Origin of the sequence: Scandinavium sp. (genome assembly GCF_032012665.1) — a bacterium.
Classification (GTDB): Bacteria; Pseudomonadota; Gammaproteobacteria; order Enterobacterales; family Enterobacteriaceae; genus Scandinavium.
The window spans coordinates 1-16,041 of the sequence record NZ_DALZVG010000044.1; the positions used below are offsets into that span (position 1 = coordinate 1).

Annotated in this window: 15 protein-coding genes and 1 pseudogene; 8 read left to right on the top strand and 8 right to left on the bottom strand. The window is 53.2% G+C overall.

Going from position 1 to position 16,041, the window contains the following annotated elements; translation table 11 throughout:
• On the bottom strand, positions 1–220 hold a 220-nt coding region (locus RTU33_RS21290), incomplete at its 3' end, for a GTP-binding protein (protein ID WP_288627507.1).
• A 379-nt stretch (positions 221–599) separates the two neighbouring features.
• Between RTU33_RS21290 and glnA the strand changes: the two genes are divergently transcribed.
• The 4 genes from glnA to RTU33_RS21310 all read left to right on the top strand — a co-directional run bounded on the left by glnA (position 600) and on the right by RTU33_RS21310 (position 4,888).
• Positions 600–2,009 (top strand): glutamate--ammonia ligase, encoded by a 1,410-nt coding sequence (gene glnA, locus RTU33_RS21295; RefSeq protein ID WP_312630035.1) that lies wholly within the window; start codon positions 600–602, stop codon positions 2,007–2,009.
• Positions 2,010–2,194: 185 nt separating this feature from the next.
• Positions 2,195–3,244, top strand: a complete 1,050-nt coding sequence (gene glnL, locus RTU33_RS21300; protein WP_312630037.1) for a nitrogen regulation protein NR(II) — start codon at positions 2,195–2,197, stop codon at positions 3,242–3,244.
• An 11-nt stretch (positions 3,245–3,255) separates the two neighbouring features.
• Positions 3,256–4,668 (top strand): nitrogen regulation protein NR(I), encoded by a 1,413-nt coding sequence (gene glnG, locus RTU33_RS21305; protein ID WP_312630039.1) that lies wholly within the window; start codon positions 3,256–3,258, stop codon positions 4,666–4,668.
• A 109-nt stretch (positions 4,669–4,777) separates the two neighbouring features.
• Positions 4,778–4,888 (top strand): YshB family small membrane protein, encoded by a 111-nt coding sequence (locus tag RTU33_RS21310; protein ID WP_041162160.1) that lies wholly within the window; start codon positions 4,778–4,780, stop codon positions 4,886–4,888.
• A 134-nt stretch (positions 4,889–5,022) separates the two neighbouring features.
• Here RTU33_RS21310 and hemN read toward each other — a convergent pair whose 3' ends face one another.
• From hemN to RTU33_RS21325, 3 genes and pseudogenes are all read right to left on the bottom strand, one after another.
• On the bottom strand, positions 5,023–6,396 hold the full coding sequence (hemN, locus tag RTU33_RS21315; RefSeq protein ID WP_312630042.1) for an oxygen-independent coproporphyrinogen III oxidase: 1,374 nt from the start codon (positions 6,394–6,396) through the stop codon (positions 5,023–5,025).
• A 188-nt stretch (positions 6,397–6,584) separates the two neighbouring features.
• Positions 6,585–7,097 (bottom strand): Der GTPase-activating protein YihI, encoded by a 513-nt coding sequence (gene yihI / locus RTU33_RS21320; RefSeq protein WP_312630044.1) that lies wholly within the window; start codon positions 7,095–7,097, stop codon positions 6,585–6,587.
• A gap of 119 nt (positions 7,098–7,216) precedes the next feature.
• Positions 7,217–7,388: pseudogene (locus RTU33_RS21325) on the bottom strand (hypothetical protein).
• A gap of 294 nt (positions 7,389–7,682) precedes the next feature.
• On the opposite strand from RTU33_RS21325, the gene yihA reads away from it, so the two are divergent.
• The gene (gene yihA / locus RTU33_RS21330; RefSeq protein WP_312630046.1) at positions 7,683–8,315 is read left to right on the top strand and encodes a ribosome biogenesis GTP-binding protein YihA/YsxC; all 633 of its coding nucleotides are present in this window, start codon (positions 7,683–7,685) and stop codon (positions 8,313–8,315) included.
• Between the two features lie 342 nt (positions 8,316–8,657).
• Here the strand turns inward: yihA and polA are convergent, their stop codons facing one another.
• Positions 8,658–11,450, bottom strand: coding sequence for a DNA polymerase I (polA, locus tag RTU33_RS21335; protein ID WP_312630047.1), 2,793 nt, complete (start codon positions 11,448–11,450; stop codon positions 8,658–8,660).
• A gap of 395 nt (positions 11,451–11,845) precedes the next feature.
• On the opposite strand from polA, the gene RTU33_RS21340 reads away from it, so the two are divergent.
• The gene (locus RTU33_RS21340) at positions 11,846–12,745 is read left to right on the top strand and encodes an acyltransferase (protein WP_312630048.1); all 900 of its coding nucleotides are present in this window, start codon (positions 11,846–11,848) and stop codon (positions 12,743–12,745) included.
• 82 nt (positions 12,746–12,827) lie between these two features.
• Here RTU33_RS21340 and dsbA read toward each other — a convergent pair whose 3' ends face one another.
• The 3 genes from dsbA to RTU33_RS21355 form a co-directional block, all read right to left on the bottom strand.
• Entirely contained in the window at positions 12,828–13,451 is a 624-nt protein-coding gene (gene dsbA / locus RTU33_RS21345; protein WP_312630050.1) for a thiol:disulfide interchange protein DsbA, read from the bottom strand.
• Positions 13,452–13,477: 26 nt separating this feature from the next.
• Complete coding sequence (locus RTU33_RS21350) at positions 13,478–14,464, bottom strand: serine/threonine protein kinase (protein ID WP_312630052.1); 987 nt, start codon at positions 14,462–14,464, stop codon at positions 13,478–13,480.
• 76 nt (positions 14,465–14,540) lie between these two features.
• The gene (locus RTU33_RS21355) at positions 14,541–14,810 is read right to left on the bottom strand and encodes a YihD family protein (protein ID WP_312630054.1); all 270 of its coding nucleotides are present in this window, start codon (positions 14,808–14,810) and stop codon (positions 14,541–14,543) included.
• 69 nt (positions 14,811–14,879) lie between these two features.
• Here RTU33_RS21355 and mobA point away from each other — a divergent pair, with 69 nt between their 5' ends.
• A complete protein-coding gene (mobA, locus tag RTU33_RS21360; protein ID WP_312630056.1) occupies positions 14,880–15,464 on the top strand; it encodes a molybdenum cofactor guanylyltransferase MobA in 585 nt (194 codons plus the stop codon).
• The gene (mobB, locus tag RTU33_RS21365; RefSeq protein ID WP_312630058.1) at positions 15,461–15,967 is read left to right on the top strand and encodes a molybdopterin-guanine dinucleotide biosynthesis protein MobB; all 507 of its coding nucleotides are present in this window, start codon (positions 15,461–15,463) and stop codon (positions 15,965–15,967) included. The genes mobA and mobB overlap by 4 nt, the downstream gene beginning before the upstream one ends.
• Positions 15,968–16,041 lie beyond the last annotated feature (74 nt).

The window sequence follows — 16,041 nt, forward strand, 5'->3', positions numbered from 1 at the left end:
CAACGATGTTGATACGGTAGTCATTCCATTTGATAGCGGTGTTTTTAGCGAGGATGGTAATCCCACGCTCTTTCTCCAAATCGTTGGAGTCCATCACACGCTCTTGGGTTTCGGCGCGAGCGTCGAAAGTACCGGATTGCTGCAGCAGCTTATCAACCAGGGTAGTTTTACCATGGTCAACGTGCGCGATGATGGCGATGTTACGCAGATTTTCGATCACAACTTTGCCTCAGGCATTTAGAAATAGCGCGTTATTGTACACGGATTAATCGCACTACAAAACAGGATCACAAACATCCCCCGCAAACAAGTATTGCAGAGATGCAGTGTGATCGCTTTCACGGAGAGAAAAAGGGCGCCATAACGCAAATTGCACCAAAACAGTGCCCGCAGGTCACACGAGAGCACTTTTTTGGTGCAAGATAGCCATCATGGTGCAGACCTTTTGCACTATGGTGCGCATCATAACGCCTTTTGGGGGCGATTTAAAAGTTGGCACAGATTTCGCTTTATCTTTTTCAAGGCAACAACGCCACATTAAGCAGTGCCAAGAATCGTTCGTACCACGACGACAATGACAAATCCGGGAGAGTTTAAGTATGTCCGCTGAACACGTTTTGACGATGCTGAACGAGCATGAAGTGAAGTTTGTCGATCTGCGCTTCACCGATACCAAAGGTAAAGAACAGCACGTCACTATCCCTGCTCACCAGGTAAATGCCGAATTCTTCGAAGAAGGCAAAATGTTTGACGGCTCCTCTATCGGCGGCTGGAAAGGCATTAACGAATCCGACATGGTGCTGATGCCAGATGCATCCACCGCGGTCATCGATCCGTTCTTCGAAGAATCTACGCTGATCATTCGTTGTGACATCCTCGAGCCAGGCACGCTGCAGGGTTACGACCGTGACCCACGCTCCATCGCAAAACGCGCTGAAGAGTACCTGCGTTCTACCGGTATCGCAGACACCGTGCTGTTCGGGCCAGAACCAGAATTCTTCCTGTTCGATGACGTACGTTTCGGCAGCTCTATCTCCGGTTCTCACGTGGCTATCGACGATATCGAAGGCGCATGGAATACCTCCACCAAATACGAAGGCGGTAACAAAGGTCACCGTCCAGCCGTCAAAGGCGGTTACTTCCCGGTTCCACCAGTGGATTCCTCACAGGATCTGCGTTCCACCATGTGTCTGGTGATGGAAGAGATGGGCCTGGTGGTTGAAGCTCACCACCACGAAGTGGCAACTGCTGGTCAGAACGAAGTGGCAACCCGCTTCAATACCATGACCAAAAAAGCCGACGAAATTCAGATCTACAAATATGTGGTTCACAACGTTGCGCACCGTTTCGGTAAAACCGCAACCTTCATGCCAAAACCAATGTTTGGTGACAACGGTTCCGGTATGCACTGCCACATGTCTCTGTCCAAGAACGGCACTAACCTGTTCTCCGGCGACAAATACGCAGGTCTGTCCGAGCAGGCGCTGTACTACATCGGCGGCGTTATCAAACACGCTAAAGCGATCAACGCCCTGGCGAACCCAACCACCAACTCTTACAAGCGTCTGGTCCCGGGTTATGAAGCACCAGTAATGCTGGCTTATTCTGCGCGTAACCGCTCTGCTTCCATCCGTATTCCGGTTGTTGCCTCTCCAAAAGCGCGTCGTATCGAAGTGCGCTTCCCGGATCCAGCAGCTAACCCGTACCTGTGCTTTGCCGCGCTGTTGATGGCGGGTCTTGACGGTATTAAGAACAAGATCCACCCGGGCGAAGCAATGGACAAAAACCTGTATGACCTGCCGCCAGAAGAAGCGAAAGAGATCCCACAGGTTGCTGGCTCTCTGGAAGAAGCACTGAACTGCCTGAACGAAGACCGCGAGTTCCTGACTGCGGGCGGCGTGTTCACTGACGAAGCTATCGATGCTTACATCGCGCTGCGCACTGAAGAAAATGACCGTGTGCGCATGACGCCGCACCCGGTTGAGTTCGAACTGTACTACAGCGTTTAATTCGCCGTACTCCTGTGGTCTTTCACCCTTTTGCGAAGACCCAGGCTATTTTTTGTTGCCGTGGAAACTTTCAGCCCATCTTCGGATGGGCTTTTTTCTCCACCAACTCACTGATTCCAGACGCTTAGCGATTAAAAAACGCTATACTGCACTAAATTGGTGCACACCTTTCAGGAGACTGCCGGATGGCAACAGGCGTGCTGCCCGATGCTGGGCAGATCCTCAATTCTTTAATCAACAGTATCTTACTGGTAGACGACGAGCTGGCGGTGCATTACGCCAACCCGGCGGCGCAGCAGCTGCTTGCCCAGAGCTCACGTAAATTATTCGGCACGCCGTTGCCGGAACTGTTGAGTTATTTTTCCCTGAACATTGACCTGATGCAGGAGAGCCTGCAGGCGGGTCAGGGCTTCACGGATAACGAAGTCACGCTGGTAATTGACGGACGCTCACACATCCTGTCGCTCACCGCGCAGCGGCTGCCTGATGGCTTAATCCTGCTGGAGATGGCGCCGATGGATAATCAGCGTCGCCTGAGCCAGGAGCAGCTACAGCACGCTCAGCAGGTAGCGGCGCGCGACCTGGTTCGCGGTCTGGCGCATGAAATTAAAAATCCGCTCGGTGGTCTGCGCGGTGCCGCACAGCTGTTGAGCAAGGCGCTGCCCGATCCGTCGCTGCTGGAATATACCAAAGTCATCATCGAGCAGGCCGACAGGCTGCGCAATCTGGTGGACCGCTTACTGGGCCCGCAGCAGCCGGGAATGCACGTGACGGAAAGTATTCACAAAGTTGCCGAACGCGTGGTGAAGCTGGTATCGATGGAGCTGCCAGATAACGTACGTCTGACGCGAGACTACGATCCGAGTTTGCCTGAATTACCGCACGATCCCGACCAAATAGAGCAAGTTTTGCTGAATGTCGTGCGCAATGCGCTCCAGGCGCTTGGCCCGGAAGGTGGTGAAATCACGCTGCGCACGCGCACGGCATTCCAGCTGACGCTGCACGGCGTACGCTACCGCCTGGCAGCGCGTATTGATGTGGAAGACAACGGGCCGGGCATTCCTTCCCACCTGCAGGATACGCTGTTTTATCCGATGGTCAGCGGACGCGAAGGCGGCACCGGGCTGGGCTTATCCATCGCCCGCAGCCTGATCGATCAACACTCCGGTAAAATTGAGTTCACCAGTTGGCCGGGCCACACCGAATTCTCGGTTTACCTGCCCATTCGGAAATAGAGGTGCATTTTATGCAACGAGGGATAGTCTGGATCGTTGATGATGATAGTTCCATCCGCTGGGTGCTTGAACGCGCGCTCACCGGGGCAGGATTGACCTGCACCACGTTCGAAAACGGTAGCGAAGTGCTGGATGCGCTGTCCAGCAAAACCCCGGACGTTTTACTGTCTGATATTCGCATGCCCGGCATGGACGGGCTGGCGCTGCTGAAGCAGATTAAACAGCGTCATCCGATGCTGCCGGTCATCATAATGACCGCTCATTCCGATCTGGATGCCGCCGTCAGCGCCTACCAGCAAGGCGCATTCGATTATCTGCCCAAGCCATTTGATATCGACGAAGCCGTTGCGCTGGTCGAGCGCGCCATAAGCCACTATCAGGAACAGCAGCAGCCGCGTAACGTCCAGGTCTTTGGCCCGACGACGGATATCATTGGCGAAGCGCCCGCCATGCAGGACGTGTTCCGCATTATTGGCCGCCTGTCGCGCTCATCGATTAGCGTGTTGATTAACGGCGAGTCCGGCACCGGGAAAGAGCTGGTCGCCCATGCGCTGCATCGCCACAGCCCGCGGGCGAAAGCGCCGTTTATCGCGCTGAACATGGCGGCTATTCCAAAAGACCTGATCGAGTCCGAACTGTTTGGCCATGAAAAAGGCGCGTTTACCGGGGCGAACACCATTCGCCAGGGGCGCTTTGAGCAGGCCGACGGCGGCACGCTGTTTTTAGATGAAATCGGCGATATGCCGCTCGATGTGCAAACCCGCCTGCTGCGTGTGCTGGCCGACGGGCAGTTTTATCGCGTTGGCGGTTATGCCCCGGTCAAAGTGGACGTGCGCATTATCGCCGCCACGCACCAGAACCTTGAACTGCGCGTACAGGAGGGCAAATTCCGTGAGGATTTATTCCACCGCCTGAACGTGATTCGTGTGCACCTGCCCCCGCTGCGCGAGCGTCGCGAAGATATCCCACGTCTGGCGCGCCATTTCCTGCAGGATGCGGCGCGTGAGCTGGGCGTAGAAGCTAAACAGCTGCACGCGGAAACAGAAGCCGCGTTAACGCGCCTCGCGTGGCCAGGCAACGTGCGTCAGTTGGAAAACACCTGCCGCTGGCTAACGGTAATGGCCGCGGGTCAGGAAGTCCTGATTCAGGATTTACCGGCAGAGCTGTTTGAAGCAACCGCGCCAGAAAGCAGCACCGGGCATTCCCTGCCGGACAGCTGGGCAACGCTGTTAGCGCAGTGGGCAGACAGAGCGCTGCGTTCCGGTCATCAAAACCTGCTTTCGGAAGCACAACCCGAAATGGAGCGCACGCTATTAACCACCGCACTGCGGCATACGCAGGGGCACAAACAGGAAGCGGCTCGCCTGCTCGGCTGGGGGCGAAACACCCTGACGCGTAAGCTGAAAGAATTGGGGATGGAGTGATTTTTACCGCTGTGTAAAGATTATTAATTGAGCGCAAATTGCCGTTATTTTGCGCTTTACTGTTGCGATGCGTTTTGTATGATCGTGCCCGGAAATCGGGGGAACCATCATGCTGGAATCACTAGTGAATTTGCTCTCTAGCGGAGCTGCCGAAAGCCACACGCCGCAAACAGCCGTTGCTGCCGTGCTGTGTGCGGCGCTGGTTGGATTGTTGAGCTAACAGGTTTGTCGGGTGGCGCTTCGCTTACCCGACCTACGTGTTGAGATTTCGTAGGCCCAGCGGTGCTTCGCTTATCCAACCTGCGTTTTGCTATTTCGTAGGCCCGGTAAGCGAAGCGCCACCGGGCAATACGGCTAAATGACGCGCGAGAACTGCTGCATCCGCGCTTTCTGACGCAGCCAGGTATCAAAGCACATACAAATATTGCGAATAAGCAAACGCCCTTTTCCCGTCACCTGAATGCCGCTGTCCGTGACGTCCACCAGCCCATCTTTTGCCAGCGGTGCAAGCAGCTTTAAATCCTCGGCGAAATAGTCCGCAAAATCTAAATTCCACGCTTTCTCCACCGCCGCAAAATCCAGGCGGAGGTTGCAGATCAGCGCTTTGATCACATCGCGACGAATACAGTCATCGTTGGTCAGCGCAATGCCGCGCCACAGCGCATTTCCACTCTCATCAACCTGCTGATAATACAGCTTAAGCTCTTTCTGGTTCTGCGCGTAACAGTCGCCAATCATGCTGATGGCGGACACGCCGAGGCCCAGTAAATCGCTGTCGCCCTGGGTGGTATAACCCTGGAAGTTACGATGCAAAACGCCTTCACGTTGGGCAATCGCCAGTTCATCGTCCGGACGGGCAAAATGGTCCATCCCGATAAACTGATATCCGGTCTCCGTCAGCGAGGTGATGGTTTCCTGCAAAATATCGAGTTTCTGCTGAGCCGAAGGCAAATCGGCGTCTTTGATTTTGCGCTGCGCGGCGAAGAGCGTTGGCAGATGAGCATAGTTAAATACGCTGAGCCTGTCGGGGTTCAGTTCCGCCACGCGCTTGAGGGTAAAGGCGAAGCTCTCTGGCGTCTGCTTTGGCAAGCCGTAAATCAGGTCGATATTTGTCGAAGTGAAGCCAATCTCGCGGGCATGATTGAGCAACGCGAAGATAAACTCTTCGTCCTGCTCGCGGTTCACCAGTCGCTGTACTTCTTTATTGAAGTCCTGCACGCCCATACTCAGGCGATTAAAACCTTCCCCACGCAGGTGATCGAGCACATCCAGCTCGATTTCACGCGGATCGACCTCAATCGAGATTTCCGCATCGGCGTTAAAGGCAAAATGACCGCGCAAAAGCTGCATCAGGCGGCTAATTTGCGCTTTGTTCAGGTAGGTTGGCGTGCCGCCGCCCCAGTGCAATTGGCTGACTTTACGGCCCGCAAACAGCGGCGCACGATGAACAATTTCCTGTTCAAGCGCGTCGAGATACTGATCGGCTTTGTGCTGCTGGCGAGTGACAATCTTATTGCAGCCACAGAAATAGCAAAGCTTGTGGCAAAACGGAATATGGACGTACAGCGACAGCGGGCGCTCTGGATAGCGGGCAACCGCATTCTGGAAGTCGGATTCACCAAACGCTTCGGAAAACTCCAGCGCGGTGGGATACGAGGTATAACGCGGCCCGGAATAGTTATATTTCTGGATCAGGGCCAAATCCCATTCGATTAACTGCTCAGACATGCTTACTCCTTGCGAGGATATCGCGAACGACGACGGCGTGCCGGCTGAACCGCATTTCGGGTTCTTAGCCGGTTGCGCAGCCAGTGCTGACGCCGCGACAACCGTCGTAGTTTAACGAATAACCCCCCGAGATAACACATAACCAAAAGGGTTATCAGCAGGACGGGCAGTCCGAGTGGGTGCAAACGTTAGTTTCCACCCTTCAGCAGACGCATCATATCTTCTTTGGCTTCCTCTTCTTCGTCTTCATCGTCGTCGTAAGAGAGGCCCAGCTGCTGCATCAGTTCATCAATGCGATCGAGTTTGGCATCAACCCAGGTTTGCTCGTCGGCGGTCAGGGTCTCCCCCTCTTCCAGACGTTCCAGCAGCGCATCCAGGCGCTCATCATTTTCCAGTAAATCCAGCTCGGCCTGCGGTGAAAGCATAGGTTTCTCGCTCTTCGGTTTTTGCTGCCTGGTCACCGGACGCTCTACGGCACCCAGTGGGATTGGGGTTTTACTGCCAATACGCGGATCTTTCTGTTGGCCCTTTTTATTGCCACCAGCGCCAGCCTCACCGCCGCTCGCGCGGCTGCCTGCTGCGTGACCGCGGTGCTTTTTGTCGCGTTTACGGGCACGCGCTTCCTGATCAAGCTCTTCACGCGTCTTACGACGGGCTTTGCCAGGCGCTTTGCTGCGCGGTGCGGATGTTGGTTTTTTCATGATGATGAGTGTCTTTACGTTGTTTACTTCAGTATAGAATTGAGGCGGAATCTAGCAGAAAGCAGACAAAGAAAAAAGGCGACAGAGTAATCTGCCGCCTTTTTCTTGACTCACAACCCTTAACGGGTCACACAATCCCTGTTCGCCACCAACACACCCTGTTTTTCCCTTGGCGAAAAACGCTCCTTGTTTGATTCCTTTTCCTTGTTCAACGTCTCCGGACGTTTGCCTCCCTGGCAATTCCTTCGTCTTCGCCTCCTGGCGCTCCTGACCCTCGTCCTGAGTTCTTATCCCTTCGGCATCCTCGCCTGATGGGGGCTACTTTAACAAGTTATGCCGAACACACAAGCCACCTTCCGGCCATGTGAGACAAATTCAGAACATTACCAAAACTTAAAACATTGAATTTAATGAATTAGTTAAAAATCCCGCCTGCAACTTCTCCTAAATTTCGTATAGCAACAATGGCAAATATCCTACAAAGTGCAGGGATATAGCTGACACGCAACCTGTGTGACAAACGCCGCCTTTTGCCATTGTTCAGGTATACTCCCCGGCATAGCCCGATTTTATGGAGACGCTCCTTTGATTAACCTGAACTATCAACAGACGCATTTTGTGCTCAGCGCGCCTGATATTCGCCATTTACCGTCCGATACCGGGATCGAAGTGGCTTTTGCCGGCCGCTCCAACGCGGGTAAATCGAGCGCCCTGAATACCCTGACCAACCAGAAAAGCCTGGCGCGTATTTCTAAAACGCCGGGTCGTACGCAGCTCATCAACCTGTTTGAAGTGGTTGAGGGAAAACGCGTTGTCGATTTACCCGGCTATGGCTACGCCGAAGTGCCGGAAGAGATGAAGCGTAAATGGCAACGAGCTCTGGGCGAATACCTGGAAAAACGCCTGTGCCTGAAGGGCCTGGTGGTGCTGATGGACATTCGCCATCCGCTGAAAGATCTCGACCAGCAGATGATCGAGTGGGCCGTTCACAGCAACATTGAAGTACTGGTATTGCTGACGAAAGCCGACAAGCTGGCAAGCGGGGCGCGTAAAGCGCAACTGAATATGGTGCGTGAAGCGGTGCTGGCCTTTAACGGCGACATTCAGGTCGAGGCTTTCTCGTCACTGAAGAAACTCGGTGTGGATAAACTGCGCCAAAAGCTCGATACCTGGTACAGCGAACTGGCGCCTCAGGAAGAAGAAAGCGCAGCAGAGTAATCCTTTTCAGGCGCGGACCGCTTCGCGCTTTTTCTTTCGCGCAATAAAAAACGCCCCAGTCATAACTGACTGGGGCGGCTAAAATATTCAGCCAAATCCGATTACGTGAAGTAAAAGGTCTGAAAGATAGAACATCTTACCTCTGTACCCTACGCGAATAACTCTACTCTTTTTTTCTGAGAGCGCACAGCACTTTTTGTAGTTTTTTTTCACAATTTACATAGCGATTTCCGATGACCATCACAAAACGCTATAAGTTATGTTGCTTACTTACAAAAAATGCCATCCCAATTCGCATGGTGACTCGTACCCGAACGGCGTTTTTTTCATCAGAGCAGGCACTTAGTGCGCCTCGTCCCAGTTAGCCCCGCTGCCGACTTCCACCAGCAAAGGCACATCCAGCTTCGTGCTGTTTTCCATTAACTCATGAACCTTCTTCGACACGGCCTCCAGATCGTCTTTATGCACCTCAAAGACCAGTTCATCGTGCACCTGCATGATCATTCGCACTCGTGGCTGTTCTTTCTGAAGCCACGCATCCACGGCAATCATAGCGCGCTTGATGATATCTGCTGCCGTCCCCTGCATCGGGGCGTTAATGGCTGCGCGTTCCGCGCCTGCACGCATCGCCGCGTTGCTGGATTTGATTCCTGGCAGGTAAAGGCGACGACCTTCGAGCGTTTCAACGTAACCTTGCTCTTTTGCCTGCTCGCGGGTGCGTTCCATGTATTCACGGACGCCCGGATAGCGCTCGAAGTAGAGATCCATGTACTTCTGCGACTCTTTGCGCGGAATATTGAGCTGGCGCGACAGGCCAAACGCGCTCATGCCGTAGATCAGGCCAAAGTTGATTGCCTTCGCGCTGCGGCGCTGTTCGTTAGTGACGCTCTCAAGCGGCAGGCCAAAGACTTCCGCAGCGGTGGCACGGTGAATGTCTTTCCCTTCGGCGAAGGCGCTCAGCAGGCCCTTATCGCGGGAAAGATGCGCCATGATGCGCAGTTCAATTTGTGAATAGTCAGCGGAGACAATCAGATAATCTTTCGGCGCGATAAACGCCTGGCGAATACGACGACCTTCTTCGTTACGCACCGGAATATTTTGCAGGTTCGGATCGGTGGAGGACAAACGCCCCGTCGCCGCAACGGCCTGGTGATAAGAGGTGTGCACGCGGCCCGTTTTCTCGTTGATCATCAGCGGCAGCTTATCGGTGTAGGTCGATTTCAGTTTCGCCAGACCGCGATACTCAAGAATAACTTTCGGCAATGGGTAATCAAGCGCCAGCTCTTCGAGGACCTCTTCAGACGTGGACGGTGCGCCGCCCGGCGTCTTCTTCAGCGGCTTAATGCCCTGTTTTTCAAACAGGATTGTCTGCAGCTGTTTTGGCGAAGAGAGGTTAAACGCTTCTCCGGCAATCTCATGGGCTTTCTGTTCAAGCTCGATAAGGCGCGTCGCCAGCTCCGCCGAGTGATTATGCAGAACGTCAGGATCGATGTTCACTCCGTTGCGCTCCACGCGTGAGAGAACCGGCACCAGCGGCATTTCGATATTCTGGAAAACGTTGAGTGGGCCTTTTTGTTTCTGTAGCTTCGGCCACATTTTCAGATGCAGCTGCAGTGTGACGTCAGCATCTTCCGCCGCATAGCGACCCGCTTCTTCCAGCGCAATCTGGTTAAAGGTGAGCTGATTTTTACCTTTGCCGGCAATTTCCTCAAAGGTGATTGTTTTGTGCTTCAGCCAGCGGTCGGAGAGGCTGTCCATATCATGACGCCCGGCCACGCTGTCGAGCGTGTAGGATTCCAGCATGGTATCGAAGGCAATACCGCGCAGCTCAATGCCATAATTGGCGAGGATCCCGCGATCGTATTTCAGGTTTTGCCCCACTTTCAGGCACTTCTCATCTTCCAGCAGCGGTTTCAGTAGTTCCAGCACGCGCTCGCGGGAAATTTGTTCCGGCGCATCAAGGTAGTCATGCGCGACAGGCACGTACGCCGCGACGCCCGGTTCTGTGGCAAAAGAGAGGCCAACCATGTTCGCGGAGACGTTGTCGAGGCTATCCGTTTCGGTATCGAAGGCGATAACGGGCGCTTTCTTCAGTTTCTCGATCCACTGTTTAAGCGTTGCTTCATCAAGAATGGTCACATAGTTTTCAGAAGATAATGCCGTGGCTGGCTCGTCAGCTTCTTCTCCGACGGCAGCCATCGCGGCTGCCGCAGGTTTCGCTGAAGGCTTGCCGCCCTTGGCCTGCAGCCATTTTCCTTCTTCAACGTCAGTAATCCAGCGCTTAAATTCATATTGCTTAAACAGGCTTAACAGTTCGTCAGCCGTCGGGGCGGCAACTTCCAGCTGCTCACAGGTCAGCTCCAGCTCAACGTCCGTTTTAATGGTGGCAAGCTTATAGGAGAGGTATGCCATCTCCTTATTCTGCTCGAGCTTCGCAGCCATGGTTTTTGCACCACGGAACGTCAGGCCAGCAATTTTTTCCGGCTCGGCGTACAGCGTCTCCAGGCCGCCCAGCCCCTGCAGCAGCGCCTGCGCTGTTTTTTCACCCACTCCCGGCACGCCCGGGATGTTATCTGAGGAGTCGCCCATCAGCGCCAGGAAATCGATAATCAATTCCGGCGGCACGCCGTATTTGGTGACAACTTCTTCTGGCCCCAGCACCGTGTTGGTCATGGTGTTGATAAGCGTGATATTCGGCGTAACCAGCTGGGCCATATCTTTATCGCCCGTGCTGATAAGCACCGGACGGCCTGCTTTTTCCGCCTCGCGCGCCAGGGTACCGATAACGTCATCGGCCTCTACGCCTGAAACCGCGAGCAGCGGGAGCCCCATTGCTTTCACCATCGCATGCAGCGGCTCGATCTGCGCGCGAAGATCATCCGGCATCGGCGGGCGGTGGGATTTGTAATGTTCGAACAGTTCGTCACGGAAAGTCTTACCTTTGGCATCGAAGACCACCGCCGCATGGGTTGGTTGATATTGCATGATCAGGCTGCGCAGCATATTCAGCACGCCATACATGGCGCCCGTTGGTTCGCCGGCGCTGTTGGTCAGCGGGGGAAACGCGTGATATGCGCGGTAAAGATAAGAGGAGCCATCAACCAGGATGAGGGGGTTTTCTTGGATCTGAACCATAATTTCCGTGCCTGTTTATCAGATTAGGGGTAAAGGATGCCACAGACAGAGCTAAAACTTGAGTTTTTCACCCGCTTTGCCACAAAAGATTTGTTGATCCCCGGGATCGCTCGCACATCCAATCTGTGGATAAGTTTGTGAATAGATTTATTCCACCGAATAAATTGCGATCGCCCTTAGCGCGATGTAACAATAATAACCTTATTTTTCATTGCATTAATTAAGATCCGCAGCATTCAGTGTATTGCTGGTGACAATTTGTGCCATGTGGATATAACTAAACGTTATTTTCTGTTCTTTCAGGCCCCGTCATTAAGTCCGATTTCTGATAAAATCAGCGCCTTGCGCCTGCGTAACCCGCGCTTTATACAATTAACCAGTTGAATAAATTCATTATGTCGAGATTACTCGCTGCGATAACGCTTATTTTGAGTATCGCACTTACCATTGTCGTCACCATTGCTTGTTCCGTGCCCATCATTCTGGCCGGAATAATCAAACTGTTGCTCCCGATCCCGGTGGTGTGGCGATCCGTCTCCGCATTTTGCAATCTGATGATGTACTGCTGGTGTTCTGGCCTGGCCCTGTTGCTGCACCTCAATCCGTGGCTGAAATGGGATGTTGAGGGTCTGGAAGGGCTGAGTAAGAAAAACTGGTATCTGCTTATCTGTAATCACCACAGCTGGGCGGATATCGTGGTGCTGTGCGTACTGTTTCGCAAACACATCCCGATGAATAAATATTTCCTCAAGCAGCAGCTGGCGTGGGTACCGTTCATCGGACTGGCCTGTTGGGCGCTGGATATGCCGTTTATGCGGCGCTATTCGCGCAGCTATTTGATTCGCCATCCGGAGCGCCGCGGCAAGGATGTGGAAACAACACGTCTCTCCTGCGAGAAATTCCGTAAACACCCGACAACCATCGTGAATTTTGTCGAAGGCTCCCGCTTTACCGAGGAAAAACGCCTGCAAACGCGTTCACCTTATCAACATTTGCTGCCGCCGAAGGCTGCCGGTATTGCGATGGCGCTGAACGTGCTGGGTAGCCAGTTTGATAAGCTGATGAACGTAACGCTCTGCTATCCAGAAAACGATCGCACGCCGTTCTTCGATATGCTAAGCGGCAAGTTAACCCGAATTGTCGTACGTGTGGATCTGGTACCCATTGCGGAAGAACTGCACGGTGATTACGTGAACGATAAGAACTTTAAGCGTGCTTTCCAGCTGTGGCTGAATACGCTATGGGCAGAGAAAGATAAGCAAATAGAGGCGATAAAAGCGGAATTCAGCAGATAGTAGATTTCTGCGAGGAGGGCTGTTTGTTGTTTGTCAGAGGGCCCCAAAGAAAAAACGCCGGTCATTAACCGGCGTTTTGTTTTTATTTCTTCTCAACCAGTTGCTTCACGGTATCGGCATACTGCTGCACGAACACGTCCATATTGCTGGTGTCCATGCCCTGCGGGTTCAGCTGATATTTACCATTAACGTACATCGCTGGAACACCCTGCAGCTGCAGATCCGCCGCCGCTTTTTCCTGCTGGGCAACGAGAGATTTCACCACGAAGCTGTTCCACGCCGCATCATAGTCTTCACCTTTCACGCCTGCATCGACAAAGACCTGGCGGATGTCAGCGACAGTCTGCACGGTCTGGGTTTTCTGTACGGCTTCAAACATAGGCGCGGTGATCTTATCTTCTACGCCCAGCGCCATCGCGACCGCCCATGCCTGCGTCAGGTCTTTACCCAACGGACCGAGGAACTCAACATGGTACTTCGTCATTTTGGTGCCTTCAGGCAGCTTCTGCTTCACCGTATCGGACACGTGCAGCACGCGCTCAAACTCATAGCAGTGCGGGCAGTAGAACGAGAAGAACTCGAGTACCTGTGGCTCACCCGCAACAGGCTTCTCAAGCGTGGAATACTGCTTACCGTCAGTGATCTGCGCCGCGGAAGCGCTGAATGCCAGAATCATTCCTGCCAGCGCCAGAAAAATCTTTTTCATTTTTAACTCTCTCCTGAAAATGTCTGTTAATACATCGGCGTTAATTGTAATGGAGGTTCCTGAAGGATTCTGACCTGTTCCAGGAACGTATGGCTTTGCCTGCGCCAGTTATCTTCCTCGGCAAGCCAGGGAAAATTAACCGGGAAAGCAGGATCTTCCCAGCGACGGATTATCCATGCCAGGTAATAAACCATGCGCATGGCGCGCAGTGGTTCGATGAGAGAGAGCTCAGCGGCGTCAAAGGCGCTGAACTCTTCATATGCTTCGAGAATAATATCCAACTGCATCAGGCGCTCGGCGCGATCGCCGTGCAGCAACATCCACAGATCCTGTACGGCAGGACCATTGCGGGCATCATCCAGATCGACAAACAGCGGCCCGTCGCGCCAGAGAATATTACCGGCATGACAGTCGCCATGAAGACGCAGGGAGGCAAACCGGGTGTGCCACTGCTGCATGACGGCATCGATAAGCTTATCGGCAGCGGCGAGAAATTCAGCCTTCAGTGAACCAGGGATCAGGGAGGTGTTTTCAAAAATCAGCCGGGGTTCCAGCAAATACTCCTGGATGCCCATATCCGGGCGTGCGGCAAAGCGCTTCTTGCGGCCCGTCTGATGCAGACGACCCAGATAGCGACCAACCCATTCCATCTGGTCCAGATTATCGGGTTCAAACTGGCGGCCTCCGACGCTCGGAAAGACGGCAAAGGAAAATCCCTGCTGGGTCAGCAGCGTTTCACCGTCAAAAGCGAGGGGGGCAGCAACGGGAACATCGTCGCCCTGTAGCTCAAGCGCAAACTGATGCTCTTCACGAATTTGCTCCGCCGACCAACGCTGCGGACGATAGAATTTGACGACGAAACGACGCCGGTCTTCATCCTGAAACTGCCAGACGCGATTCTCATAGCTATTGAGCGGCGTCAGACCCGAATCCACCCGAATGCCCTGATCAAAAAGGGCATCCATGATGGTATCCGGGTGAAGGGTCTGGAAAGTAAAAGCCTTATCGTTCATCCGATTATCCGGAAATAACTGCGAATAATTCAGGATATCATTTCGCAGCCTTTTCGGTGGCACCGCTTACAAGCTTTTACTCTTTAATTACGCCACGAGCACGGAGCAGCGCGGTTTTGAAATCGTCTTCATAATCTTTCTGAATCCCAGGGATCACCGCATCTTTTGCTGAATCGCGCATTTTAAGATGGTAAATCAGGATATCGTCGGAAAGATCCGTCAGCTCGCCGTCAAAACCTGACTCCTTCGCCAGTTTCTGTAAGAATTGCATCAGATTCAGCTCTGGCTCTTTTTGCCAGGCTGGCTGGAGGAGTTCAATCACTTCATTCAGACGTTTACATTTCATTCATTTGCTCCTTACGCTTAACCATCACACGTTAGCAGGGTCAAACCCACAATAAAAGAGGCGATATTCGTGAATCAGCAGCCAGAAATCACTGGCATCATTCTGGCGGGCGGCAAGGCAAGTCGGATGGGTGGCCTGGACAAAGGATTACAGGAACTTAACGGCATCCCGCTTTGGCGGCACGTCGCCAGAACGCTCGCGGCACAAACCAGCAGACTTGCGATCAGCGCCAACCGTTCGCTGGATAGCTGGCGTGCCAGCGGCTATGAAGTAATTCAGGACGCATTGCCCGATTTTCCAGGCCCGCTTGCCGGGATGCTCTCTGCGATGAAGCACTCTACGGATGAGTGGTTCCTGTTTTGTCCCTGTGACACACCGTTTATCCCAACAAATCTTGCAGAACGCTTTCTTCAGTATAAAACCGACGCTCAGGTAGTTTGGGCCTTTGACGGCGAGAGAGATCATCCTGCAATTTCGCTCGTTAATCGCAGCGTAATCCCCACACTGGAAGCCTACCTTGAGTCCGGCGAACGCCGGGTGATGGTATTTCTGCAGCAATGTGGCGGCCATCGCGTTGATTTTAGCGACATGAAATCGGCATTTATCAACGTGAATACTTTAGTGGATTTGCAGAATATGCAGGTGAAGTCATGATTCCTGTTCTGGCGATTGCTGCATGGAGTGGTACCGGGAAAACCACGCTGCTTAAGCGACTTATTCCCGAACTGTGCTCACGTGGCATACGACCAGGGCTAATCAAGCACACGCACCATCGGATGGACGTCGATACGCCAGGCAAAGACAGCTACGAATTACGTAAGGCAGGCGCAGCGCAAACTCTGGTGGCCAGCACGGAGCGCTGGGCATTGATGACGGAAACACCTCAGGCCGAAGAACTCGATCTGGATTATCTCGTGAGCAGGATGGATTTGTCGAAACTGGATCTTATTCTGGTTGAAGGATTTAAGCACGAGTCTGTCGCGAAGATCTTGCTGTTCAGAGAAGGCACTACGCATAGCATTGAAGAGCTGTGCATCGACGAACATGTGATTGCGGTCGCCAGTGATGTGCCTGTTGATATCGAGCATCGCCTACTTGATATTAACAATATCAAAGAGATAGCTGACTTTGTTGAATTTTGGATGACCGCGAAATAAAGGTAAAGAGGAATGCCTCTGTCCCACTCAGGAGAGCCCTCACAGGCAAACAGCAGACAACAAAAAAACCCCAT